The sequence below is a fragment of the Thermodesulfomicrobium thermophilum DSM 16697 genome (assembly GCF_059568695.1).
Window position 1 is genome coordinate 187322 of record NZ_JCANTW010000014.1, and the last position, 24764, is coordinate 212085.

The 24764-nt window shown below is 63.2% G+C and carries 23 protein-coding genes and 1 tRNA gene; 12 read left to right on the forward strand and 12 right to left on the reverse strand.

The window, feature by feature from the left end; all coding sequences use genetic code 11:
• Nucleotides 1-42: 42 nt before the first annotated feature.
• On the forward strand, nucleotides 43-1938 hold the full coding sequence (locus BR00_RS08205) for an Hpt domain-containing response regulator (RefSeq protein ID WP_496477105.1): 1896 nt from the start codon (nucleotides 43-45) through the stop codon (nucleotides 1936-1938).
• 4 nt (nucleotides 1939-1942) lie between these two features.
• Here BR00_RS08205 and BR00_RS08210 read toward each other — a convergent pair.
• Nucleotides 1943-2020: transfer RNA gene (locus BR00_RS08210), tRNA-Arg, on the reverse strand.
• Nucleotides 2021-2117: 97 nt separating this feature from the next.
• On the opposite strand from BR00_RS08210, the gene BR00_RS08215 reads away from it, so the two are divergent.
• Nucleotides 2118-3458, forward strand: coding sequence for a tetratricopeptide repeat protein (locus tag BR00_RS08215; protein WP_496477106.1), 1341 nt, complete (start codon nucleotides 2118-2120; stop codon nucleotides 3456-3458).
• 53 nt (nucleotides 3459-3511) lie between these two features.
• Entirely contained in the window at nucleotides 3512-5152 is a 1641-nt protein-coding gene (gene pgm / locus BR00_RS08220; RefSeq protein ID WP_496477107.1) for a phosphoglucomutase (alpha-D-glucose-1,6-bisphosphate-dependent), read from the forward strand.
• A 19-nt stretch (nucleotides 5153-5171) separates the two neighbouring features.
• Here the strand turns inward: pgm and BR00_RS08225 are convergent, their stop codons facing one another.
• Nucleotides 5172-5849 carry a Smr/MutS family protein gene (locus BR00_RS08225; RefSeq protein ID WP_496477108.1) on the reverse strand — a complete coding sequence of 226 codons (678 nt, stop codon included), beginning with the start codon at nucleotides 5847-5849 and terminating at the stop codon, nucleotides 5172-5174.
• A gap of 72 nt (nucleotides 5850-5921) precedes the next feature.
• On the opposite strand from BR00_RS08225, the gene BR00_RS08230 reads away from it, so the two are divergent.
• On the forward strand, nucleotides 5922-6887 hold the full coding sequence (locus BR00_RS08230; protein WP_496477109.1) for a response regulator transcription factor: 966 nt from the start codon (nucleotides 5922-5924) through the stop codon (nucleotides 6885-6887).
• An 87-nt stretch (nucleotides 6888-6974) separates the two neighbouring features.
• Here the strand turns inward: BR00_RS08230 and BR00_RS08235 are convergent, their stop codons facing one another.
• From BR00_RS08235 to BR00_RS08275, 9 genes are all read right to left on the reverse strand, one after another.
• Nucleotides 6975-8384 carry an aspartate kinase gene (locus BR00_RS08235; protein WP_496477110.1) on the reverse strand — a complete coding sequence of 470 codons (1410 nt, stop codon included), beginning with the start codon at nucleotides 8382-8384 and terminating at the stop codon, nucleotides 6975-6977.
• Between the two features lie 68 nt (nucleotides 8385-8452).
• Nucleotides 8453-9844 carry an MATE family efflux transporter gene (locus BR00_RS08240; protein ID WP_496477111.1) on the reverse strand — a complete coding sequence of 464 codons (1392 nt, stop codon included), beginning with the start codon at nucleotides 9842-9844 and terminating at the stop codon, nucleotides 8453-8455.
• A gap of 12 nt (nucleotides 9845-9856) precedes the next feature.
• Nucleotides 9857-10333 carry a chemotaxis protein CheX gene (locus tag BR00_RS08245; protein WP_496477112.1) on the reverse strand — a complete coding sequence of 159 codons (477 nt, stop codon included), beginning with the start codon at nucleotides 10331-10333 and terminating at the stop codon, nucleotides 9857-9859.
• A gap of 55 nt (nucleotides 10334-10388) precedes the next feature.
• Entirely contained in the window at nucleotides 10389-10757 is a 369-nt protein-coding gene (locus BR00_RS08250; RefSeq protein ID WP_496477113.1) for a response regulator, read from the reverse strand.
• Nucleotides 10735-12636: an ATP-binding protein gene (locus tag BR00_RS08255; RefSeq protein ID WP_496477114.1), complete on the reverse strand. Its 1902-nt coding sequence runs from the start codon at nucleotides 12634-12636 to the stop codon at nucleotides 10735-10737. Before BR00_RS08255 ends, BR00_RS08250 begins: the two co-directional genes overlap by 23 nt.
• Nucleotides 12633-13556, reverse strand: a complete 924-nt coding sequence (locus tag BR00_RS08260) for a phosphate/phosphite/phosphonate ABC transporter substrate-binding protein (protein WP_496477115.1) — start codon at nucleotides 13554-13556, stop codon at nucleotides 12633-12635. Before BR00_RS08260 ends, BR00_RS08255 begins: the two co-directional genes overlap by 4 nt.
• 131 nt (nucleotides 13557-13687) lie before the next feature.
• Nucleotides 13688-14473, reverse strand: a complete 786-nt coding sequence (locus BR00_RS08265) for an ABC transporter ATP-binding protein (protein ID WP_496477116.1) — start codon at nucleotides 14471-14473, stop codon at nucleotides 13688-13690.
• Complete coding sequence (locus BR00_RS08270) at nucleotides 14470-15354, reverse strand: ABC transporter permease (RefSeq protein ID WP_496477117.1); 885 nt, start codon at nucleotides 15352-15354, stop codon at nucleotides 14470-14472. Before BR00_RS08270 ends, BR00_RS08265 begins: the two co-directional genes overlap by 4 nt.
• Nucleotides 15351-15947, reverse strand: coding sequence for a TetR/AcrR family transcriptional regulator (locus BR00_RS08275; RefSeq protein ID WP_496477118.1), 597 nt, complete (start codon nucleotides 15945-15947; stop codon nucleotides 15351-15353). The genes BR00_RS08270 and BR00_RS08275 overlap by 4 nt, the downstream gene beginning before the upstream one ends.
• Nucleotides 15948-16084: 137 nt before the next feature.
• Here BR00_RS08275 and BR00_RS08280 point away from each other — a divergent pair, with 137 nt between their 5' ends.
• From BR00_RS08280 to BR00_RS08315, 8 genes are read left to right on the forward strand one after another with little or no spacing between them, the layout of a single operon-like run.
• Nucleotides 16085-17026: a cation diffusion facilitator family transporter gene (locus BR00_RS08280; protein ID WP_496477119.1), complete on the forward strand. Its 942-nt coding sequence runs from the start codon at nucleotides 16085-16087 to the stop codon at nucleotides 17024-17026.
• Nucleotides 16987-17139, forward strand: a complete 153-nt coding sequence (locus tag BR00_RS08285) for a hypothetical protein (protein WP_496477120.1) — start codon at nucleotides 16987-16989, stop codon at nucleotides 17137-17139. The genes BR00_RS08280 and BR00_RS08285 overlap by 40 nt, the downstream gene beginning before the upstream one ends.
• Before the next feature lie 39 nt (nucleotides 17140-17178).
• Nucleotides 17179-17679, forward strand: coding sequence for a peptidylprolyl isomerase (locus BR00_RS08290; RefSeq protein WP_496477121.1), 501 nt, complete (start codon nucleotides 17179-17181; stop codon nucleotides 17677-17679).
• Between the two features lie 9 nt (nucleotides 17680-17688).
• Complete coding sequence (locus BR00_RS08295; protein WP_496477122.1) at nucleotides 17689-18876, forward strand: S1 RNA-binding domain-containing protein; 1188 nt, start codon at nucleotides 17689-17691, stop codon at nucleotides 18874-18876.
• A gap of 9 nt (nucleotides 18877-18885) precedes the next feature.
• Entirely contained in the window at nucleotides 18886-19044 is a 159-nt protein-coding gene (locus BR00_RS08300) for a rubredoxin (RefSeq protein WP_496477167.1), read from the forward strand.
• 53 nt (nucleotides 19045-19097) lie between these two features.
• Nucleotides 19098-20468 (forward strand): aminopeptidase, encoded by a 1371-nt coding sequence (locus BR00_RS08305; protein ID WP_496477123.1) that lies wholly within the window; start codon nucleotides 19098-19100, stop codon nucleotides 20466-20468.
• Nucleotides 20459-22363: a selenocysteine-specific translation elongation factor gene (gene selB, locus BR00_RS08310; RefSeq protein WP_496477124.1), complete on the forward strand. Its 1905-nt coding sequence runs from the start codon at nucleotides 20459-20461 to the stop codon at nucleotides 22361-22363. Before BR00_RS08305 ends, selB begins: the two co-directional genes overlap by 10 nt.
• Nucleotides 22364-22412: 49 nt before the next feature.
• The gene (locus tag BR00_RS08315; RefSeq protein WP_496477125.1) at nucleotides 22413-23201 is read left to right on the forward strand and encodes a histidine racemase CntK family protein; all 789 of its coding nucleotides are present in this window, start codon (nucleotides 22413-22415) and stop codon (nucleotides 23199-23201) included.
• On the opposite strand, the gene BR00_RS08320 is transcribed toward BR00_RS08315, so the two are convergent.
• Nucleotides 23198-24724 (reverse strand): flagellar hook protein FlgE, encoded by a 1527-nt coding sequence (locus tag BR00_RS08320; RefSeq protein WP_496477126.1) that lies wholly within the window; start codon nucleotides 24722-24724, stop codon nucleotides 23198-23200. The two genes, BR00_RS08315 and BR00_RS08320, sit on opposite strands and share 4 nt — an antisense overlap.
• Between the last annotated feature and the right edge of the window lie 40 nt (nucleotides 24725-24764).

Sequence of the window (24764 nt, forward strand, 5' to 3'; positions counted from 1 at the left end):
CGGGGGACATCACCAGCGACGCAGCGGTCAGGGGAGAACACCATGACACAGGAAAGCCAGCAGCGGTTGCACGAAGAATTGGCCCGGGCATGTGCCGAACGCGATGCAGTGCAGAATCGTTTGGTGCGCATTCGCGAAAAGGTGGAGCGGCATTTGCAAACCAACATGGCAGCACTCGTGGCCATGCTCGATTTGCTGCAGGACTCGGGGCTTGGAGCGGCCCAGGTGGAGTATGTGCTCACCGCCCGGCGCTCCGCAGAAGCCATCCGTTCGGTGCTCAGCGCCTTGCTGGATGAAACGGACCTCTCGCCGCGCTCCCGCCTTGGGGCGGCGCAGACCTTCGACCTGCGCCTGGTGGTGGATGACATCATGCAATTGTGCCACCTGCAGGGGGCGCGCCTGTCGGAGACCGGGTGCTCGGTGGCCATCGACGAGGCTGTTCCTGGCCTGGTGCGGGGATATCCGGGGCTTTTGCGCCGCATGATTGGATCGATTGCCCAGCGGATCGTGGGGGGGCTGCGACGGGGCCAGATGCGTTGTGTGGTGCGGCTGATGCACGCTCAAGGCGAAGAGGTCATGGTCCGTGTGACCTTGGAGGTGCGCGGCGAAGTGCGGGGGCTGGACGATATGAGCCCCTTTGCCGACGCCTCCACCGCGCACAAGGCGCAGGAGGCGCATATCGTGGCTGCGGTGGTCGAACATCCACAAGGCTTTGATGTCTCTTGGGATATTCCTCTCGGACTCCCGCAGTCCGGATCGCCGGATCTCCCTGCTCCGGTGTCTATCGCCGGCAGACGGATCCTGGTGGTGGATCAAGAAGAGTCTTGGCGGCAGGTGTTGCGGGAGTATGCGTATTTGTGGGGATGCACCCTGGAAGAGGTGGCCTCGGGCAAAGAGGCGGTGCAGTCTTTGCATCGCGCCCGGGAAGCGGGGCAGAGTTTTCATGTGGTGGTGGTGGACGATCCGGAAGACATGCCTGCCGAGGACCTGGCTCGAAGTATTCGTCGGGACTCCGCGTGGGAGGGGATGCGTTTGGTGCGCCTGGCCTCGGCTTCCCGGCCCGGTGATGCCCAGCGTATGCATGACGCCGGCTTTGACGGCTACTTCGTCAAGCCCATGGACCGCGATAGCCTGCGCGAGGCCCTGGAACTGGTGCTCGGCAGCGCCGCTGTGCACCAGAGTCCGATGCTCATTACGCGCCATACCGTGGCCGAGGCCCGTAAATGGCGGCGGGGAGCACTGGTGGTGGCGCGAGGGGCTGCGGCCCGACAGCTCGAACTCTTGCTCACTCAGGCGGAATTCTCTTTTCAGACTGTGGATTCTTGGAATGCGGCGGTGCTGCGCCTTGCCCAGGAGCGCCCGGGCATTGTCTTTTGGGTGGAGGAAGAGGGCGGCCCGGAAGTGGATGCCTCGCTGCGGGCGCTGCGCCAAAGCGGGCGGGATGTGCCCGTGGTGCTGGTGCGCTCCCACCCCGGCGCTGTGCCGCCGGAATGCGCCGCTGCTTTGACCCTTCCCATCGATGTGGTGGAATTTGCTCGGGTGCTGGACGCTGTGGTGCCGGTCGTCGGCGGGGAGCGGGGGGAGCGCACCCGAGAGTCCGTACTCGACGTGGAAGCGCTCTTGCAGCAACTGGATCAGGACCGCACCACCTTGCGGGATATCGTGCAGGATTTCGTGCACGAGGCGGCAGCGCGCATCGACGAACTGGCCCTGGCGGTTTCCCGGGAAGACTTTGCCGCGGCTACGGAGAAGGCGTGGTCCTTGCGGGGCATGGCCGGGAACGTGCGGGCCTCCACTATGGCCTTGCGGGCGGAGATGGTCGAGCTGGCGGCGCGGCGTGGTGATGGCCGCAAGTGTCTGGCTTTGCTTCAGGATTTGTGTAGCGAATTGGAGCGGGTCCGGGCAGTGGTGGAGGCCCTGGGCGGAGAGACGAAGTAAGCAATGGCGCCCCCACCAGGATTCGAACCTGGGCAAACCGGGATTAGGAATCCCGTGCTCTCTCCACCTGAGCTATGGGGGCGCGGAAGCGCATGCCTACTCGAGAGGCCGGGGCAAATCAAGGGTGCTATCTTCCCTGGGGACCGGTGGGCGGAACGCGCTTTGGGGAGGGACCGGAGATGAACGACACCAAGCTGGATAAAGCCGAACTTTACGCCAACACGGTGCGTTCCTTTGCCCGGACCGGCGGTGTGGTCTTCTTGTTGAGCACGGACGCCATCTTTGCCGATGTGCTGCGCCGGGCATTGGACATGGTGCAGGCCCCGCGGCAGATTTTGCGCCACCATCGCAGTGTGGAGACCTTTTTGACCGACCTGCGCGAGGAGGCCCACAATCGGGTGTTGGTGTTTTTGGAGCGTATGCTCTCCGGTCAGTCCTTGGCCCCACTTCTGGGCAGTATCGGGCAGATTTGCGGGGAGGCGGCCATCATTGTCCTCACCACGGAGATCGACCAGGGGAGCGCGGCGCTGCTCATTGAATATGGAGCGCACAATATCATCACCAAGCCTATCTCCGTGGCTTCGGTGATTGAGAAGATGGCGTTCACCATCGCCCCCCAGGGGCAGATGGGCCGCTACATCGACCGGGCCCGGCGCAGCCTGGAAATGGGCTCCTACGAAGAAGCCATGCGCATCGCCTCGGTGGTGCTCCAGCTCAAGCCGGAGAGCGCCGTGGCCTACATGCTCATGGGCGATGCCTACAAGGGCATGGGGCTGACCTCCAAGGCGGAGGAGATGTATCTCAAGGCCTCGGAAGTGGCCAAGCTCTACATCCAGCCGCTCAAGCGCCTGTCCAGCCTGTACGAAGAGGCGGGAGACAAGTCCAAGCAACTGGAAGCCCTCAAGCGGCTGCATGAGATCAGTCCCCTCAATACCCAGCGGCTCCTCGAAATGGGGGCCTTGGAGATGGAAGTCGGTGACCCGACGGCGGCGGAGGGCTATTTCGAGCAGGCCATGCAGACCGCCAGGCGCGAGGCGGCGGAGCATCTTTCGCGGCTTTCGGCCAAGATCGCCGAGGCGTGCATGTCCCACAATCCCGGCTTGGCCATTCGCTATTCCCGCCAAGCCTTGGATGCCAAAGGCAGGGAGCTCTCCAGCGCCGATGTGGAGACCTTCAACCTGTTGGGTTTGGCCTTGCGTCGTCAAGGCCGCTGGCGGGAGGCGGTGGCGGAATACCGCCGCGCCTTGGCGGTGGAGCCCGGTCATCCGGTGGTGCTCTACAACATGGCCTTGGCCTATGCTGAAGGCGGGGCGTTTGCGGATGCGGCAAGCGCCTTGGAAGATGCCTTGCAGGCGGCTCCACACCTGGCGCAGGAAAACCCCAATGTGGCAGCCTCCATGCGGACCATTTTTACCCGTGCCGGTCGGGACGTTCCTCCCGGCTTGTCTGCCCTGGACAACGAAGTCCATGATGGTTCGGCGGGGAGCGATATCGCGTCGCAACCATCTGCAATGCAATGATGTTTTTTTACGACATGCGGCAGAATTTCCGCATCCGTTAAGGAGGAGGACTCATGCATCCCTTGGCAGGCCAAAGGCCACCCGAATCGTACCGTATCAATATCCCTCGCCTCGTGACGCAGTATTATACCACGACGCCGGATCCGGCCGATCCCGCCCAGCGGGTGGCCTTTGGCACCTCCGGGCATCGGGGCAGCGCGGCCCGTGGCTCCTTCACCGATCGGCACGTGGCGGCCATTGTTCAGGCCATCTGTGAGTATCGTCAAAGTCAAGGCACGCGTGGCCCCCTTTTTGTAGGCATGGACACCCATGCCCTCTCCGAACCGGCGCTGGTGACGACCCTCGAGGTCCTGGCCGGCAATGCGGTGGCGTGCCGCTACCAGGAAGGGATGGGGTATACCCCGACCCCGGTGGTTTCCCACACCATCCTGGCCTACAATCGCACCCACAGCGACCAAGCCGACGGCATCGTGATCACTCCGTCCCACAATCCGCCGGAGGACGGGGGCATCAAATACAACCCGCCCCACGGAGGGCCGGCGGGCACCGAGGTCACCAAGGCCATCGAGGCCCGGGCCAATGTGCTGCTGACCCAGCCGGAAGCCATCCGCCGTCTGCCGTGGGCGCGCGCCCTGAAGTCTTCGTGGTGTCGGCCGTTTGATTTCATCACCCCGTACGTGGAGGGGCTGCGCTCCGTGGTGGCCATGGACCGGATCCGGGAGGCGGGGATCTGTGTGGGGGTGGATCCTCTGGGGGGCAGCAGCCTCGCCTACTGGGAACGGATCGCTGATGCGTATGGCCTGGATCTCCAGTTGGTCTCGCGCATCATCGATCCCACCTTCATGTTCATGGCGGTGGACAAGGACGGCAAGATCCGCATGGACTGTTCGTCTCCTGCGGCCATGACCCCGCTGGTGAGTTTGAAGGACCGCTTTGCCTTGGGGCTCGCCAATGACCCGGATGCGGATCGGCACGGCATCGTCACTCAGGGGCACGGGCTCATGAATCCCAACCATTATCTTGCCGTGGCCGTGGACTATCTTTTGGCCCATCGTCCCGGATGGCCTCAGGGGGCGCGCATCGGCAAGACCTTGGTGACCAGTGCCATGGTGGACCGGGTGGCCGCATTCCATGGTCGCAGCGCGTATGAAACCCCGGTGGGGTTCAAATGGTTCGTGGACGGGCTTTTGGCCGGAGATCTCTGCTTTGGCGGAGAAGAGAGCGCTGGGGCTTCGTTTTTGGCCATGGACGGCACCCCGTGGTCCACGGACAAGGACGGCATCATCTTGGGGCTTTTGGCGGCGGAGATGCGTGCGGTTACCGGCGTGGATCCGGGGGATGCCTACCGGAGTCTGGAAGCCCGCCATGGATCGGCCTGCTACCGCCGCATGGACGCCCCGGCATCCCGCGCCCAAAAAGAGGCCTTGATGCGCTTGCGGCCCGAGGATGTGCAGGCCCGGGAACTGGCGGGCGAGCCCATCGAGGCGGTGCTCACCCATGCTCCGGGCAATGGTGCTTCCATCGGCGGGCTCAAGGTGGTGACCGCCAGCGGCTGGTTTGCGGCCCGACCCTCGGGCACGGAAGATGTCTATAAGATCTATGCCGAGAGCTTTGAGGGGGAAGCGCACCTGGCGCGTCTGCAGGAAGAGGCCCAGGCCTTGGTGGCGGCCGCCTTTGCCCGTGCTGGGATTTGAGAAAACAGCAGGGACGGGGCTAGCCGTCCACGTCCAGGAGCAGTTCGTCCCAGATGATCTTGCCTTTACCTTTGCGCAGCTGCCGCAAGAGCACGTATACGGCGCCGGCGCCGCCGTGGCGCGGCTGGGCCGTGGCAAAGCAGAGCACGATGCGCTTGAGTGGGGCTTGGGTGAGCCACAGGGAGAGCTCCTCGCGCAGCACGCTGGTGCCGCCCTCGGAATTCTTGCCCCGCCCCGGCACCAGAAGTACGCAGCGCATGCCCTGGAGAAAGCAGGATCGTAAAAAATCGGCCACAGCGAGCTTGGCCTGGCGGCGGTTCATGCCGTGCAGATCCAGGTGGGCCTCGATGCTCATCTGGCCGGAGCGGAGCTGCTGGAAGATACGCGGGTCCAGGTCATGCACCTTGCCGTGGAGATATTCGTGGGAGAGCTCGATATCAAAGTCGGTGTTCTCCGCCAACAGGTCGGCGAAGGCCTTGCGGCGTCGTTCTTTGGGGACAGGCGGCGGACTTTTGGGCACTCGGGGACCGCTTTGGGATAGCGGGGTGACGCCGCGCATGGCCTGGTGGAAGAGGTCTTCTTCGGAGACCGCGGCGCGGGCGTGTTTTCCCTTGGCCTCCCGCTGAGCCAAGAGCAGGCGCACCCGGGGATGGCGGGGGAGGTCGCGAAACGAGGTGAACTTCATGAATACACGCATAGCGCAAATGGCGCTCCAGGGCAAAGGGCGGCGCGTGGACAAGCCTGCTGGGTGTAGGCTACGGGAGTCTTCATGACACAAGCCCTTGGCCTCCCCTTTCGGGTCCTGCTCGTGGAGCCGGACGATGCGGCGTGTGCATACCTTTTGCCTCTACTCACTGCCCACGGGGCTTCTGTGGACCGGGTGCGGGAAGGGTTGCTGGGATTTATGCGCGTTCAGGACGAGCCGTATGATGCCGTTTGGGTGGCCTGGCATGGGCTGGACGTGGAGGGCGCCACGGTATGCTCCATGATTCGCTCGTGGGAGCGACGCTCCGCAGAGATGTCCCGATTCGTGCTGCTCTTGGGCCGGGAGGCGGACCGTGAGGAACTCGTGGCAGCGGCGGAGTGCGGGGCCGACGACTATCTCGTGGGCTGCTGGTCTTCGCCGGAGATCGCCTGGAAGCTGCGGCTGGCGCGGGAAATCGTGGCCCTGCGGCGGATTGCCCACCTCCATGGCGATCGCGGTGGACTGCTTTCCGCCCAGGAACTCCGCTCCTTCATGGCCGAGGAGGTCAACCGGGTGGGCCGTCGAAGCGGCTGGCTGTCGTTGGCGGTGCTTGGCATTCCGGCGTTTTCGGGCCTGCAGATAAGCTATGGCAAGGCGTGGACCGAGTGGTTTGCCGGCGGGGTGTGGGCATCGGTGCGGGGGCGGCTCCGCAATTACGACCGCATGGGGGTGTTGGAAAACGGTGCGGTGTGCTTGGTGGCCCCGGACTTGGATATGGCGGGGATGAGCGGACTCTTGGAACGGCTTTCCCGCATGGTGGCTGAGTACCACGTGGCGGGGGTGGATGCGTCTTTACCGCTGGCCTTGGCCGCACGTGCCTTGAGTGTGCGTATCACCGCGTCGTACGCCGAATTCGATGCGGTGGCCGGTGCTTTATGGGGATGGATTGAGGAGCAGGCGGCCTTGCCTGCATCCGAAGGAGTGCTTGCCTTCGTGGGCACGGCGGACCCTGTATTTCACGCGGCGTTGGCCGTGGAAGGAATCGGATGAACGGCGCATTGTGATCGGATGCACCGCGGCCCGCATCTTCCGTGTGAAGGATGCGGGCCGCATTGGTATCGACGAGCGCGTGCTTCCCTACATGCACAGAGAGTCATGCAGGGCCTGCTGGGCAGTGGCGAAATGTTCCCGCTCCACCACGAACTGCATATTGGTCTGGCGCACGGTTTGCGATATGGCCAGGATGTTGATGCCTCGCTCGGCCAGGGCGTTGGCGGCTTTGGCGAGGATGCCGGGTTGGGCGATGTTGGAGCCGATGGCGCAGACGATGGCTACAGGGATGGCCTGCACCTGCTCGAAGCGGGAGCGCAGGTCGGTCAGGAGGGTCTCTCGGCAGTCCCGGTCGTTGATGATGACGTCGATGGTGTTGGCGTTGGTGGCCTTGCAGATGAACGATACTCCGTGTTCGGCGAGGACCTGCATGATACGCAGGTCGAAGCCCACTTCGCCCACCATGCGCGTGTCGTGGATTTCGATGCACGTCACCTTGGCTGAGCCTGTGACGATCTCCACCTTGGAGCGCGGGGCGATGAAGTCCTTGGTGATGAGCGTTCCGGCGTGATCCGGATCAAAGGCGTTTTTCACGCGGATGGGAATGTTGCGGATTTCCAGAGGTTTCGATGCCTTGGGATGGATGGCCTCCATGCCCACATCGGCCAGTTGGTCGGCTACGTCGAAGTTGGTGTTGCATACGGGGCGGATCTTGTCGAGGCCGATGATGAGCGGATCCCCGGAACACAGATGGTATTCTTTGTGGATGACCGCCTCGGACGCCCCGAGGATGACCGCCACCTTGGAGAAGGTCACTTCGGAGTAGCCGCGGTCGAACTCGCGCATGATGCCTTCCGTGCCTTTGGTATAGCCGGTGGCAAAGCAAATGGTGCGGAACGGATCGATATTTTGAAAACTTTCGTGGATGCGTTCGTCGATGGTGAGCTGACGGCTGTCTTCCCAGCCGCTCAAATCCACGAAAGTGGCATCATAGCCGCGGTTTTGCAGGATGTTGGTGGAATTGAAGGCGCTGTGCATCTCGCCGATGGAGGCGAGCAGTTCGCGCGCCGCGAGGAGGAGCTCGGTGCGGGAGACATAGCCCGAGGCGAGCACGTTTTCCATGCTGCGCAGGATATTGATGGTGAGGTCGATGTGATCGGCGATGAATTCGTCGGCCACCTGGAGATCGAGACCAATGGGCGCAAAGGAGGCGTTGATCTCGCAGAGATGGTCCCGCAGATCGAGCAGGGCCCGGATGTAGTTGCCCTGGTTTTTGAAAAGGGTATAAACTCCGGGATCTCCGGTCTTTTTGTGTTCCAAAAGCCTGTTGGTGACGCCGCCGTAGGCCGAAACCACATAGATACGGCCATAGATGTCCTCGGGATTGCGGAGGATGACGTTGTCGATGACCTCGGCAAATCGGGACATGGTGGTGCCGCCGATTTTTTCCACGCGTAGGGCGCGCTGGGTGGAGGTGGGGGAAGGGCACGTAGGCATGGCAAGTCTTCCACTGGTTGGAGTTGGAAAATTTGGTGGGTTGTAAAGAGCGCGGCCTGAAGCGTCAACTAAAGCGGGCGCGGGCGCCGCTCTTTGCGCAAGGTGAACCGCCACCACGGAGTCTTGAGGTAGAACCAGAACATGGCGGCGCATTGGACGAGGATGGAGACGAGCATGGCCATCCAGACGCCCTCGGCGCTGCCAAGAAGGCGGTGGCCGAGGAAATAGGCCAGGGGAAGGCGCACGAGCCAGGCTGCGCCGCCGAAGATCAGGGCTTGGTACAAAGTAGCCCCTGCGCCCACGAAGGCGCCGCTCAAGATCAGGGCCGCCAGCATGGGCGGTGTTCCGGCCATGTTGTAGGCGAGGTAGGAAATGGCATGGGGCGCTGCGGTGGGATCTGGCGCGATGAAGGCCACGATGGGCTCGATTACCAGCCACAGCAGCAGGGTGAGGACCGAGATGGCGAAGACCCCGAGCTTCATGATGCGCAGCCCCATGCGTCGGGCGTCCTCCACCCGGCCTTGCCCGAGGAGGTGGCCGATGAGGATCGAAGCGGTGAAATTGAAGGAAAACCCAGGGAGGAACAAGAACGACTCCACGCGCATGCCGGCGCTCATACCCGCCATGGCGGCAACACTGTCGCGGGGCAGGCTCGCCACCAGGGCGAAAAGCACCATATAGGCCGAGTGCCAAACAATCTGCATGAGCCCCGCAGGCCAGGCCACGGCCACCAGATAGGGCAGGGCGCGGCGGGACCAGCGCAGCGTGGGAAAGCTGCGGCGGGTCAGCGTGCCCCGGCGCACCAGCATGGCGACATTGAAGAGCGTGCCGCAGAGGATGGAGCCAAAGGTGGACCAGGCGAGCCCAAGGTGCCCCAGGCGGGGGAGCCCCCACCACCCCAGGCCGAGTCCAAAATCCCCCAGGGCGTTGATGGCGGTCACGAGCATCATGCCCCATAGGGGCGTGATGACGTCTTTGCTGGCGCGAAACAGAGCGTTGCTGACGGTCAAGAGGTAGTAGCCGGGGAGGATGAGGAGAAAGATGTGCAGCAGGTCCGCAGCCACGGGAAAGACCGCCGGAGGAAGCTGGAGCAGGCGTAAAAATACCCGATCCAGCGCCTGTCCCGCTGCGAGCATTATGGCGCCGAGCCCCATGGCCAGGCCGATTCCCAGTCCTGCAAAACGCTGCACGCGGCGGGTGAGCCCGGCCCCGGCGCTTTGGCTTACCGCCGCCACGCTGCCGTTGGCCACGGCCACTGCCACCACGAGAAAGAAAAACATGGCCTGGGTCATGAACCCCACGGCGGCTTGAACTTCGCGGCCCAACCGGCCTGCCACCCACACATCGGCAAAGCCGATGAGGAAGTGGAACACCATCATCAGGGCCTGGGGCCAGGTCAGAGAGAAAATAGCGGCATACGGCGCCGTGTCGAGGCGCCGATCCAAGGTGACGTTCGCCATCGTGGCCAGGATTCAGCTAAAGCACACTTCCACCATGATGGGGCCATGGGGAGTGTCAAAGGGGATGGCCAGGATGGCATTGGTGGACACGTGGCGGATAGTGTGCCCCTGGCCCGTGACCACCGAGGGGATGGCGCCTTCGAAGACAAGCCCCAGTTCCACCAGCCCCTTGCGTGCTTGCCCCGAGATCATGTTGGTGAGCTCGCCCACGGCGTCTTCCACTTCCGGCGTGATCTCGGTGAGCTCTTCAAAGAGCATACCGCCGATGATCCCCAAGGCCGCCTGCTTGGTGAAGGTGATGGACATGGTCCCTTTGCTTTTGCCTTTGGGGTTGGAAAAGCCAATGACCCCGGTGATGTCGCCTTGGGCTACGGAGTCTTTTTTGACGTAGGGGGCCTTGGGGGTGACCGGAGTATTGGCCATGGTGCCGAGCACGCTGGCCGTGGCGTCCACGAATTGTTTGATGATGCCTTGGATGGTGTCGTTCACGATGTCCTCCCGGGAAGGGCCGTGTAGCTCAGGGCGCGGGGAAAGGCTAGTATCTTCACGCCTGGGGTTCGGCCAGGACTCGCGCTACGGTGTCTTCCAGTTCCGTCTTGTCGATGGGTTTGACGCAATACGCGCTGGCCCCCAGCCGCAGCGCGGCGTGCGCTGTGTCCAGCGTTGGATAGCCGGTCAGCATAATGGCTTTGAGCGCGGGGCGGAAGGCTTTCATTTTGCGCAGCACGTCCACACCGCTCATGCGTTTGAGCTTCATATCCAAAATGACCATGTCCACGGGCTGAGTTTTCACGTAGCGAATGGCGTCGTCTTCATCAGTCATGGCTTTGACGGTGTGGCCGCGCCGCTCCAGGATGCGGCGGATCAAGACCGCGGCGTCCGAGACGTCATCAAGGGCGAGGATATGGGCCATGGTCGTCCTCCAGGGAAGCATGATCAAGGGGGATGGTTACGGTAAACAGGGTGCCGGGGCCGCGATGCGGTCCGTCCACAGGCACAGGCCAGGCAAAGGTCTCGGGTACCGGGCTGTGTACCTGGATGTGCCCTCGATGTTTTTCGATGATGCTATAGCTCACCGAGAGCCCCAGACCCGTGCCTTGTCCCACGGGCTTGGTGGTGAAGAATGGGTCAAACACCTTGGAGAGGCTTGCGGCGTCGATGCCGATGCCCGTGTCCGCCACTTCCAGGCGCACGCAGCTCTCCGCACGCAGCAAGGTGGTGCGCACGGCGATGATGCCCCCTTTGGGGAGGGCGTCTCGGGCATTGGTGAGGAGATTGACCCACACTTGCTTGAGCTCTTCGGGGTCCCCGTAGATGATGGGAAAGGAGTCGTCCAGGTCTGTGGCGATGGTCACCTGGTCCAGGGAAAAGGTGTGGCGCACCAGGGAGATCGCTTCCATGACGGAATTGTTGAAGCACATCTCCACCTTTTCCGAGGTGGAGGCATGGGAGAACTCCAGGAGATCGGCCACGATCTTGCGGCAGGCCTTGGTGTGGCGCTCGATGGTGCGCAGGTCTTCCGCTATGGAGGAGTCTGCGGGCACGTCGTCGAGGAGCAGTTGGGTGGTGCCGAGGATGATGCCCAGCGGGGTGTTGATCTCGTGGGCCACGCCGCCGGCGAGCTTGCCCAGGGATTCGATTTTTTGGGACTGGATGAGTTGGCGTTCATAGTCTTTCATGGCCGTGATATCCCGCTCCATGCGGAGCAGGCCGAGGATGCGGCCTTGCGACCCGCGCACAGGGATTTGGATGACGTGGAACCAGCGTGCATCCTGGGAGGTCGTTTCCTGCTCTTGACGTTCCATGCGCTGGCCGCTGGTGAGCACGTCCCGGCCTTCCAGGTGGCGGCGTTCGGCCTCGTCTTCGGCAAAGAGGTCGAAATCGGTGCAGCCGGGGATGTCCTTCTTGGCAACCCCGACGGCCTGGCAGAAGGCTTCGTTGGCGGCGTGGTAGATCATGCGGGTGTCGCGTAGACAGATGCGGTCCGGGTTGGCGTCGAGCACCGTGGAGAGCAGGCGGGTCTGTTCTTCCAGGCGGCGCTGGGTTTGGAGGAGCTCGTTCATCCGGTGGTCAAGTTCGTGGGCCATGGCGGAAAAGGCGTGCTCCAGGGCGCTGATTTCGTCCCCATGTCCGGGTGGCTTGGGATGCGCGGGGGAAGGCTCGGATAGATGGCGTTGCCGCAAGGCTTCGGCCCGGGATTGGAGACGATCCAAGCGGGAGGTGATGGTGCGGGCAAAGAGGGTCCCGGCGGCGGAGGCCAAGGTAAGGCCGGTGAGGAAGATGATCATGAGGGTGGCCACGAGGTGATCGAGGATCTCGGAGGCGGTGCGTCGGGAAAGTCCCAGCCGCACGGTACCGATGGGCTCGTCGTGCACGCGGATCAGGGCGGCGATGTCGTCGATGCGCTCCATGCCGTTATCGATGAGTTGGATGTGGATGGGCTTCTGTGGGGTGGCATGGTTGGCGGCCGCAAGATCCACGGGAAAATCGGGGCCGAAGGAGTGGGCGAGGACGCGGCCGGCCCGGTCTTGGACGAAGATGTAGGTCACGTCCTGAGGTTCGGCCACCAACTCCTGCAGGCGTAAAAAGTCGAGGGCGAGCAGCGGGTCCACGGCGCGGGCAGCCAGGGCAACCGCGGTGTCCACGCCGCGTTTGCGGTGTTCCTCCAAGAGGGCGTCCTTGGTGATGCTCGCCACAAAAGGCAGCAGGGCCAGGGCCATGGTGGCGATGATGGCGGTGATGCCGAGATTGAGTTTGGTCTCGAAGGAGAGTCGGCTGAGGAGTCCCTTCATGGGAGCGTTTCCATCCCGAGTGTGTGCATGAGTTTTTCGATGGGACGGTAGTCGGCGTGGGTGGCGGGGATGATGGCTGTGAGCCCTGCGGGCGTCAGGATGTCTGCGTCGTCGGGGAGACGCAGAGCGACCAGGGCCCGGGCGACTTGGTCCACGACCTCTGGGGCAAGATCTTTGCGGGCGCAGAAAAGCCATCCCGGATAGGGGGGCGTTTCCGCCAACACTCGAATGGCGGAGGTATCGTAGCGCCGGGCGACGATGTTCAGGGTGCCTTTGCGGATGGTGCCGATGTCGTAGGCGCCGGAAAGCACGGCGAGCACCACCTGCTCCTGCTTGCCGCCGACGCCGCGGGCGAACTCCACGCGGGCGAATTGGTCGAGGGTGATGCCGTGTTCGTGGAACAGGGCCAAGGGGAAGAGGTAGCCGCCGGCAGAGGTGGGCTCTACTGCGATCCAGGTCTTGCCCCGACAGTCGTCCAGGGTGGTGACGGCAGCGTTGTCCGCGCGGACGATGATCTGGCCCTGAAAGTCCGCGCCGCCTTCCTCTTCCACGGCTCGGGCAAAAACCTGCGCCCCGGCGCGGTGGTGGAGGAGGACGTACACAAAGGGGTTGGTGAAGGAGATGTCGATGTCTCCGCGCTCCACCATGGCCATGTGCTCGGCAAAGGTGGAGCGGAAGACCTGGCGGAAAGGCAGCCCCGTGGCTTGCCGCAAGTATTCGAGGATTCGGCGGTGGCGTTCGAAGGACACCGCATGGGTGTACTGGGGAAGATAGGCGTAGGTGATGGCTGGTTCCTGGCGCGGCAGGGCCATGGGGGCGCGTTTGTTCCAATCCACGAAACGCGCGTCTTCACCTTCGGAGCAGCCGATGCCGCTCAAGCAGACAACCAGGAGGACGGCCAAACGGAGTAGGGAGCGCATGCCAGACGCTCTACGAAGGAGCGGACCTCAGGGCAAGGGCGGGATGTGCGGAACGGCTGGGTTTCCGCACGGCAAGTACGTGTCTCAATTTCTCCTGGGCACGGACGGTTGGGGCTCGGCGTCGGGGCGGCTTAGCTGAGGATCATCCGGTCCGAAGCGGCATTGAGGTCGTGGAAGCGGTCGAGGAGGGCGGTGACGGTGAGCGCGGCCTTTTCCGCGCCGCGGGTCTCCAGCACGATGCGGCCGTGGTGCATCATCACGAGGCGGTTTCCCAGGGCGATGGCGTGGGCCATGTTGTGGGTGACCATGAGGGTGGTGATGCCGTGCTCCGCCACAGTGCGCTCGGTAAGCTCCAGGATATGCGCCGCGGTCTTGGGATCCAGGGCTGCGGTATGCTCGTCGAGCAGCAGAAGCTCCGGCCGGCGCAGGGTGGCCATGACCATGGTGAGGGCTTGGCGCTGGCCGCCGGACAGCAGCGCCACGCGGTCGTGCAGGCGGTGTTCCAAGCCGAGGCCCAGCGTGGCCAGGCGTTCCTGAAAGAAGGCCAGCTCGTGGCGGCGCACGCCGGGTCGAAGACCGCGCGGCGCTCCCCGGCGCAGGGCCAGTGCCAGGTTCTGGGCAATGGTGCCGCCGCCAAAGGTGCCGCGCAGGGGGTCTTGGAAGACCCGGGCCACCAGTCCGGCGCGGCGGTACTCGGGCCAGGAGGTGACGTCGGTGTCGTGAAAATGGATGCTGCCGGCGTCGATGCTAAGCGCCCCGGCTATGCAGGAGAGCATGGTGGATTTGCCCGCGCCGTTGGAGCCGATGATGGTGATGAAGTCTCCGGGCGCCACTTCGAGGTCTACGCCCCGCAGAGCATGGACTTCCTGCGGGGTGCCCCGGTGAAACCATTTTTGAATGCCACGTATGGAGATCACGACGAGCGCCTCCGGGTCAGCCGGGGGGAGGTCATGGCCAGCACGACCAAGATGGCGGTGACCAGGTTGAGATCGCTGGGGGAAAGCGACCATGGCCCGATGTGGATGCTGAGCGCCAGGGCAATGGCGATGCGGTAGAGGATGGAGCCGATGATCACCGCGATGCAGGCGCGGGAGACTGTAGCGGCGCCGACGACGGTCTCGCCGAGGATGACCGATGCCAGCCCGGCGACGATGGTCCCCACCCCCATGGTGACATCCGCCGAGCCTTGATTTTGGGCCACTACGGCGCCGCACAGGGCCACCAAGGCATTGGAGAGGCCAACGCCCATAAGGAGCACCCGGTCGGTGTTCACCCCCAAAGCGCGGATCATGGCCGGATTGTCGCCGGTGGCCAGCATGGCTTGGCCGTATTCGGTGCGCAGGAACCAAATGAGTCCACAGGCGATGACCAGCACCAGGGCGGCCATGGCCCACGGGGTCACCTGATAGAGGGGAAGGCCCAGGGTTTCGAGATCGTCGAGAAACGTGGGCTGGCCCAAAAGGGTGCGGTTGGGGCCGTCCATGATGCGGATATTGACGGAGTAGAGGGCGATCATGGTGAGGATGGAGGCGAGCAGGCCCAAGATCCCGAGGCGGGTGTGGAGCAGGGCGGTGCAGGCGCCGGCCATGAATCCTGCCGCACCGGCCAGGACCATGGCGCTGTAGGGGTCGATCCCGGAGCTGATGGCCACCGCTGCCACCGCCGCGCCCAGCGGCAGACTGCCGTCCACGGTGAGATCCGGAAAATCCAAGACGCGGAAGGTGATGTACACCCCGAGGGCCATGATGCCATAGAGGCATCCTTGTTCCAGGGCGGCAAGGAGGGCGGCGGTGGTCATGGCGTGGGCGCGGCGATACCGTTGATGACGAAATCGACGAGATCGTTCAGCAGGGTGGCAGTGGCATAGGGGGTGAGCAAATGGTGGCGCACCCCGCCCACCAGGTTACAGAAAATGACCCGGCTGGTGCGGAGGGGATCCACCGGCCTGATGCTGCCGTCAGCCACGCCTTTGGCCAAGGCCTCTTCCAGGAGAAGGTAGAGTTTGTGGAAATCGCGCTCCATGACTTCCCGCTCCGCCATCCCTTTGAGATCGCTAAACGGCGAACAGCGGATGAGGATGAGGAAATGGCGGTCCGGGTCTGTGGCAAAGGCAAAGTAGGTCTCTGCAAAGATGCGTACCGCTTCCAGCCCGGTTTGGGCCTGCGCCAGGGCGGCTTCCTCGGTGCGGATGAGATCGTGGAGCACGTCGAGGCCTGCGGCCAAGAACAGGCGTTCTTTGGTGCCGAAATAATGCGTGAGCAGTCCCAGGGCTACGCCGGCCTCTTGGGCGATCTTTTTGAAGGTGGTTTCCGCATATCCGTGCATGCCAAAAAGGACTTTGGCCGCGGCGAGGAGGGATTCTTTTCGGGATGAGGCTATTTTTGCGCACATAGTGGGAGATTTCCGGAGTGGGAGATTTCCGGAGTTGAAAAACGCGGCGCTCTCGGTCACACTCATCTGCCGCCGTGAGCACCGATGGCTCGCGTGCATGCCGGGGGGTGTGGGTTTTGTCAACGCAAGGAGAATTTATGCTGGTGGTGCTGGATCGGTACGCCTTCGTGTCCATGGCGGCGGCGTTGGCGACCATGGGGATCAAGGTGGCGGGGTATTTGGGGACTGCCTCGGTGGGACTTCTTGCCGATGCCCTGGAATCCACGGTCAACCTCGCCGCTGCAATGCTTCTGCTCTTTGCTTTGCGCGGGGCGCGCAAGCCGGCGGACCGCACTCACGCCTACGGCCATGGGAAATTGGAATTTTTGGTCAGCGGCGTGGAAGGACTGCTCGTGCTCGCTGCCGCAGGCGGCATCGCCCTGGCGGCCTTCGAGCGGGTGCAGCAACCGGTGCCCCTCACTTCCCTGGACCTCGGCATGGGGTGTGTGCTCCTGGCTGCAGGAATCAACGGCGTCGTAGGGTGGATGCTTTTGCGTGCAGGCCGGCGCCACCGCTCGCTGGCCTTGGAGGCCGATGCCCGTCATCTGTTCACGGATGTGGCGTCTTCGGCGGGGCTTTTCGTGGCCCTGGCCGTCATGAGGGTGCGTCCAGAGTGGTGGATGGTGGATCCTGTCGTCGCCTGGCTGCTTGCAGCGCATATCGCCTGGACCGGCGGGGACATTTTGGTGCGTTCCATCCACGGCCTGCTGGACGCCGGGCTCGACGACGATGAACTTCAGGCCCTTGACGACGTGCTGCGGGATGCCGACGTGGACTACCACGCCTTGCGCACGCGGCGGGCAGGACGCCAGCGTTTTGTGGACTTTCACCTGCTCGTTCCCGGGCATATGAGTGTGCAGGAATCTCACGCCTTGTGCTCGCAACTGGAGGCGTCCATTGAGCGGCGGTTGCCCGGAACCCAGACAGTCATCCATGTGGAACCGCGCGACGACGGGCACGTGGAAAACGTGCAGCGTCCCGGGGTACAGGAGGAAGAATCATGCGATACCACCAAATCCTCGTCGGCATCGTGCTCGTAATGCTGGTGGCGGGCTGCGCCGCCATGGGAGAATGGACCGGCAAGGCGGTGCGGACCACGCACGAGGCGGTCCAGGATTTCAAGACTGGATATGCCAAGGGGCGCGGGCAATGATTTTGGGATGTTTCGATATCATCAAGGAGAAGAAAAGATATGAGTAATCCTATTGTGTTGGTGGATACCACCAAAGGAGAGTTTTTGGTAGAACTCTTTGCGGACAAGGCGCCGCAGACGGTTGCCAATTTTTTGCGCTACGTGGATGAAGATTTTTACGTGGGCACATTGTTTCACCGCGTCATCCGAGGATTTATGATTCAAGGCGGTGGACTGGACAATATGATGCGGGAAAAGCCTACGCATCCTCCAATTCCCAACGAAGCCCATAATGGACTCAAAAATCTTGAAGGCACCATTGCCATGGCCCGTACTGCGGATCCCCATAGCGCTACTTCCCAGTTTTTTATCAATACAGTGGATAATCCTGATCTCGATTATGTGGATGAGTCCAATTACGGATACTGCGTCTTTGGTCAGGTCATCGATGGCATGGATGTCGTCAAGAAGATCGAAAAAGTTCGGGTGCGTCCTTTTGCTGGGCATGAACACGTCCCTGCGGATCAGGTTTCCATCAATAGTATCTCTCGTTTTGAGTAAGAGGTTGTCATGAGTGAGGATTTTGCTTCCCTGCTCGCCCAGTACGAAGGTCAGGGCGCAGGAGCGCGGCCGAAGGTCGGGGACCGGGTGCGGGCCACAGTGGTGGCCATTGGCGAGCACGCCGTGTTCGTGGACGTGGGCGCTGGTGTGGACGGCGTGGTGTTGCGGGAAGACGTACTGGACGCACAGGGAGAGCTTGCTGTCGCCGAAGGCGACGTGCTCGACCTGTACGTGGTGGCTGCGGGGGAGTCGGAACTGCGTCTGGCGCGGTCGCTCTCTGGTGTTGCCGGGCTGGGACTCCTGGAAGAGGCCTTTGCCTCGGGGGTGCCTGTGGAAGGCCGGGTGAGCGCGGTGGTCAAGGGCGGCGTGGAGGTCCAGGTGGCCGGCCGTCGTGCCTTTTGTCCGGCATCGCAGATCGGGGATCGCTCTGTGGAGGATCTCTCGACCCTGGTGGGACAGACTTTTCGTTTTGTGATTACTACGTTGGGCGAGCGTGGCCGCAATATTGTGCTTTCTCGGCGCAAACTCTTGGAGGAGGAGCGCCGCCAGAGTCAGGAGTCCTTTTTTGCCCGCGTGCGTGAGGGCGACGTGGTGGAGGGGACCGTGACGCGTTTGGCCTCCTTTGGGGCCTTTGTGGAAGTGGCTCCGGGTTTGGAGGGGTTGGTGCACATCTCCGAGCTTTCCTGGAGCCGAGGGGTACAGCCGGAAGACATCCTGTCCGTGGGCGAGCGGGTGCGTGTGAAGTTTTTGGGTCGCAGCCAGGACGCCAAGAGCGGGGACGAGCGCATTTCCCTTTCCCTCAAGCAAGCGGGCGAAGACCCGTGGCAGCGGGTGACGCAGGCAGTGCACGAAGGGGAGGTCTCTGCAGGGACGGTCACCCGCTTGGCGGATTTCGGCGCCTTCGTGGAGCTCTGGCCGGGCGTGGAAGGCCTGGTCCATGTGAGCGAGATGGGGCGGCGGGTACGGCGCCCCGACGAGGTGGTACGGCCTGGAGACGCGGTGCGCGTGCGGATTTTAGCCGTGGACGTGGAAGCGCGCAGACTTTCTCTGGCCTTGGTGGAAAGCCCCACAGGGACGCCCGCAAGCGAAGGTCGCAGCGACGATTGGCGTCGGTATGCTTCCTCGCGATCTCAAGGGCTTGGAAATCTGGGGCACGCGTTGGCCAAGGCCATGCACCAGAAAAACCGTAAGGAGTAGGCTATGGCGATGGAGCGTTGGGAATGTCCATGTGGCTATGTGTACGACCCTGCTGAAGGCGACGCGGAGCACAACATCCAGGCGGGCACCGCCTTCGAAGACCTGCCTGAGGATTGGGTCTGCCCCAAGTGCGGGGCGGAGAAGTCCTACTTCGAAAAAATCGATTGATACGTATCCGGCCTGCTCCCCGCTGGAGGGCAGGCCGCAATGGTGAGGAAAGCATGGTACAGACATGGGAGTATCAGCCGGTGAATGCCTGGCGCCGGTATGCATCGTCCACGCATGAAGCGCGGCGTGAGGAACTCGCCCGGGAGTGCGCGGCGTTTCTTTCCCAGTGCAAGACCGAGCGCGAGACTGTGCATTGGTTGTTGGCGCAGGCGGCCTCTCATGGATTTCCCCAGGGCATAGGTGAGGGCACGGCCTGTATCTCGTTTCGCGACAAGGCGGTCATCCTTGCCCGTCGGGGCCGCCGCTCGCTTGCCCATGGAGTGCGTCTGATGGCGGCCCACGGGGATACCCCGCACTTGGATCTCAAGCAGCGCCCCTTGGTGGAAGAGGCCCAGGTGGCCCTCTTCAAGACCCACTATTATGGCGGCATTAAGAAATACCAATGGCTGGCCCGGCCGCTGGCCCTGCATGGGGTGGTGGTGACTCGTGACGGGGTCGTGCATCCCGTGGTGGTGGGCGAAGCCCCGGAAGATCCGGTGTTCACCATCCTGGATCTTTTGCCCCATTTGGCCAAGGCCCAAAAAGAGCAGACCGTGGACAAGGCCTTTGAGGGCGAGAAGCTCAATCTCGCCGTGGGGCACCACCCTGGAGGAGCGGAAGGAGAAGGCGTCCGCCCTGCCGTGCTTGCCCTGCTGTACGACCGTTTTGGTTTCGGGGAGGAGGACCTCATGAGCGCGGAACTCCAGGCCGTGCCAGCAGGGCCTGCCCGGCGGGTCGGGCTTGATGGCTCCATGCTCGGCGCCTACGGCCAGGACGACCGGCTCTGCGTCTTTGCTGCGGCTACGGCGTTTTTTGCCGTGCCGGACCCGGAATTTTCTCAAGTGCTCGTGGTATGGGATCGGGAGGAGATCGGTTCGGAAGGGGCCAGTGGTGCAAAATCCCGGTTTTTACACTATACTTTCGAAGACTTGGTGGATGCCTGGGCCCCAGGGACTCCGCTGCGGCGGGTGTTTTTGGCGAGCCTGGCGGTGTCTGCGGATGTGCATTGCCCGTTGGACCCGGACTATCAGGACGTGCACGACAAGGCCAATGCCTCCCTGCTCGGGCACGGGCCGGTGTTTTCCAAATACACCGGTCATGGGGGCAAATACGGCGCCAGCGAGGCAGACGCTGAATACGTCGCCTGGTTTCGCCAGATCCTTGGGGATATCCCCTGGCAGATGGCGGTCATGGGCAAGGTGGACGCCGGCGGCGGAGGCACGGTGGCCAAGGATCTGGCGGCCTACGGCATGCGGGTGGTGGATTTAGGTCCCGGCGTGCTTTCCATGCATAGCCCCTTTGAGGTGAGCTCTGTGGCCGATCTTCTCGCCACGGTGGATGCGTATACGGCGTTTTATGGCTCGGGAGGCTTCCCATGCCGGTGATCATGGGTACAGCCGGGCATATCGACCATGGCAAGACCTCGCTCATCAAGGCCCTGACCGGTATCGACTGCGACCGCCTGGCGGAGGAGCAGAAGCGCGGCATCACCATCGAGCTGGGCTTTGCCTATCTCGATGTGGATCCGCAGACGCGCGTCGGCATCGTGGACGTGCCGGGCCATGAGCGTTTCGTGAAGAACATGGTGGCCGGGGCGGCGGGCATCGATTTCGTGCTCCTGGTGGTGGCCGCCGATGAGGGGGTCATGCCTCAGACCCGGGAACACGTGGAAATCTGCACGCTTTTGGGGATCCGCACCGGTATCGTGGCCCTGACCAAAGTGGACGCCGTGGAGCCCGAATGGCTGGAATTGGTGCAGGACGAGGTGCGCGGCTACCTGGCGGGGACTTTTTTGGCCGACGCCCCGATGATCGCCGTGTCGGCGCATTCCGGCCAGGGCTTGGACGCCTTGCGTGCGGCCATTGCGCAGGTGGCGGCACGCTTTGGGCCGTACCGCCGCTCCGATCTCTTTCGGCTGCCTGTGGATCGGGTGTTCACCATGAAGGGGCACGGCACCGTGGTGACCGGGACGTCCATCTCGGGGGCGCTGCGCGTGGGAGAAGAGGTCCGTATCTATCCTGGGGCGCAAGTGGCTAAGGTCCGCGCCATTCAGGTGCATGGACAGGCGGCGGAGACCGCCTTGGCCGGCGAGCGGACGGCCATCAATCTCCAAGGGGTGGAGGTGGCGGATGTCGCACGCGGTGACGTGCTCGCTGCTCCGGATTCCTTGTTTCCTGCGGCGGTGTGGGACGTGGAGCTCTCGTGCTTGCCTTCGGCGCCGCGGGGTATTCGCCATCGTACCGAGGTGCACTTGCATCACGGTGCCCGGGAGGTCTTGGCTCGGGTGCACCTTGTGGATCGGGACCGGCTTTTGCCGGGAGAGCGGGCCATGGCCCAGATCCATCTGCCGGATCCCCTGCCTGCGGTCTTTGGAGACCGCTGCATCGTGCGTTCTTTTTCTCCGTTGCGCACCATCGCGGGCGGGCGCATCATCAACCCCCTGGGTCGGCGCTTGCGGCGCAAGCCCGAGGCCGTAGCCGCCCTGGAGGCCTTGGCCCAGGCTGAAGGCGAAGAACTCATTGTGGCCCAATTGAATCTGGCCGCAGAAGCGGGCCGAAGCTTTGCAGAACTCCGCGTGCTTACGGATGTGGAGACCAAGGCCTTGGATCGGGCGCTGCAGCTTTTGGCCAGCCGCCAGCAGGCCTTTCTCTTCGACCGGGACGATCGGCGTTGGATCGGGGCCGCGGCGCAGGCCCGGCTCGAAACCGAGTGCCTGGCGGCGGTGGCGGCTATTCACGCCAAGGAACCTTTGCGGGCGACGATTTCCCGGGCTGAGCTCACCTCCAGTTGGGGCCGAGGGCTTTCTCCGCGTCTCGCCCATTTCGTGATCGAGCGCTTGGTGCGGAGCGGGGCGCTGGCGGCCGAAGGGGACGGAGTGCGGCTGCCGTCGCACCAGGTGGAGTTGGGGGAGAGCCAAAGCGAGCTCAAGGAACGCTTGGTGCGCCTTTTTGCAGAGACGGCGCTTATGCCGCCCAGTCTCAAGGCCCTTGGCGAGCACGACATCGACCCCAAGGCTGCAGCCCCCATGGTGCGCATGCTGGTGGAGGAGGGCACGCTCATCAAGGTCAGTGAGGATTTGGTGTTTTACGCCCCGGCCGTGGCGGCTTTGGTGGAGCGGGTACAGGCCTATCTCACAGAACATGCCGATATGGGACCTGCGGAGTTTCGCGAGCTCAGCGGCGGTATTACCCGCAAATATTCCATCCCGCTTTTGGAGTACCTGGATAAGGTCAAGATCACCTTGCGGGTAGGGGACCGGCGGCAGCTTCGGCGCCGTTGAGCGGTATCGGGCCGGGCTTCTGGCCCTTTTTTCTTTTTGGGGAGAAGTCATGGAATTGGACTGCGTGAAGATCGTGCCTGGGGGAAATCCCACGGTGCTGGTGCGTACCCCGGTGCCCAGCGAGCTGCGGGCAGCGGCGGCGCTGTGGATCATGGGAGACTTGGGCATCGGCGGGGAGCAGGTCGGGTTTGTGGACCTTACAGGCTCAGTGCCACAGCTTGCCATGATGGGCGGAGAATTTTGTGGAAATGCCTGCCGGGCGCTGGCGGTGCTGCTGGCGGAGGAAGGGGTGGCGGCCCCAGGTGAGGAAGTCGTGGTCCACGCTGCAGGGGCTTTGGAACCGGTGGCGCTGCGGGCGAGCCTCCATGACGGCGTGTGGCAGGCATGGGTGCGTCTTCCCTCGGGAGCGGGGCGGGCGCGGCAAGTGGAACCGGGGGCATGGCTGGTGCGGCTTCCCGGGATTGTCCACCTCCTTTTGGATGCAGAGCGCTTTCTCTTTTCCGCGCAGACCTGCGTGGAAGACGCCGCCCAGTGGCGTATGCGCTTGGGCTTGGAAACCGAGGCCGCTGTGGGGTGTATCTGGTTTTCTCATGCGGGCGGCGTGCTGCGTATCCAGCCTGTGGTTTGGGTGCAGGCCACGGGTACCGCCCTCTTGGAGACGGCGTGTGGCTCCGGCACCATGGCCTTGGCGTCCGTGCTCCCGCATTTGCCGTGGGCGCACGGCGTGGAGGTGCTGCAGCCCAGCGGCGCAGCTTTGGAGCTTACGGCAACACCTGCCGGATGGTGGCTCGGTGGCCCGGCCCGGGTGACCGCCCGGGCGCGGCTTTTTTGGGATTAGACGCGTTTGCTCTGGATGGCGGTCTGGATGACCTGGTCTGCGGTGGTGATGACCTTGGCATTGGCCTCGATACCTTTCTGGTAGATGATCATGTGGACGAACTCCGTGGCCAGGTCCACGTTGGCTTGTTCCAAGGTGCTGCCCCGCACCTGCCCCAGTCGCCCGGTACCGGCAAAACCGTAGCGAATGCTGCCCGCTTCGGGCACGGCAGAGAAAAGATTGCCGCCTTCACTGCGCAGTCCCTGGGGGTTGGTGAAGTCCGCCAGCACCAATTGGGCAAGGTCGAGATCCTGGCCGTTGGAATACTTGCCCACCAGGGTGCCGTCTGCCCGCACGAAAACGTCTTGAAGATAGCCCACGGCAAAACCATCCTGGGATTGGGTGATGGTGGCCGAAGGGGCCATATAATTGGTCATGGCCAGGGCCTTTTTGCTGGCGGATCCCAGCGTGGGGAGGTTCGCCGCATCGGTCCCCAGGCTTGCCAGGGTGGCGGTGGGATTGATCCAGCCGGGTTGTGTTTGGGCATCGCGCAGGCCCATGTCCAGGCGGATGTTTTGCGGCTCGGCCCCGGAAAATGTCGCCGGCAGCAGCGGATAGCCTTCTTCGTCCAAAGGCACCGGGGTCCAGGCTGCGGGGTCATCGCTGGTGCCGGAAAAAAGGCTCATGGAAAGGAGGTTGCCTTCCGGGGAAAAGGTGAGGGTGCCTGCGCCGAGGACGCCCAACTTGGTGTTCTTGCCGGTGTTTCCGTCGTGCGTGGGGTCTGTGGTGACGAGAAACTCCATGATCCGCTGTCCGTTTTGCAGCGGCTGGGCATCGCCGGCAGGGTCGAAGATCAGGGAAATATCGTGGGCCGCGCCCGTGGAATCGTAAACAGTCATGCTGGAAAGGTAGGCCCCGCTGGGAAGCGTGTTGGTGCTGGCATCCCAGGTGTCGAAGAGGGCGGTGAAGGGCGCGGTGCTCGACGGGACATTGTCCTGACTTGCGGCGTTGAGGTTGGCAGCGAAGGTGATGGCGCTCGTGACCTGTCCGGGAGAGGCGGCGACACTGGCCGTGGGATCCTGCGGATCGGGGCTGAGGGTGAGACGGATGGGTTCTCCTGTGCCTGCTTGGGTGGATCCTGCTGGCACCCCGTGCACCATGAGCCCCGCCGGATTGCGCAGATACCCATCGTTGTCGAAGCGGAAATTGCCCGCCCGGGAGTAGCGTATGGCGCCGGTCTCGTCGGCAAGGACAAACCAGCCATATTCACCGCCAACGGCCACGTCTGTGCCGATGCTCGTGGTCTCCAGTGGGCCCACGTCCATGTCACGTAGAATGGAACTCACTGAAGCCCCTTGGCCCACTTGATGGAATGCAGAAGTCCCTGTGGGAATGGTTTCGCTTATCAGGGTCGCGAAGTGCGCGGTGGATGCCTTGAATCCGGTGGTATTCATGTTGGCGATATTGTGGGACACCACATCCAATCCGGTTTGGTGCGTCATGATGCCGGTTGCACCGACATAGAGGGATGGGGACAAACCCATGGGAGACCTCCACTGGGAAAAAGATGCCGCTGGAAGACCC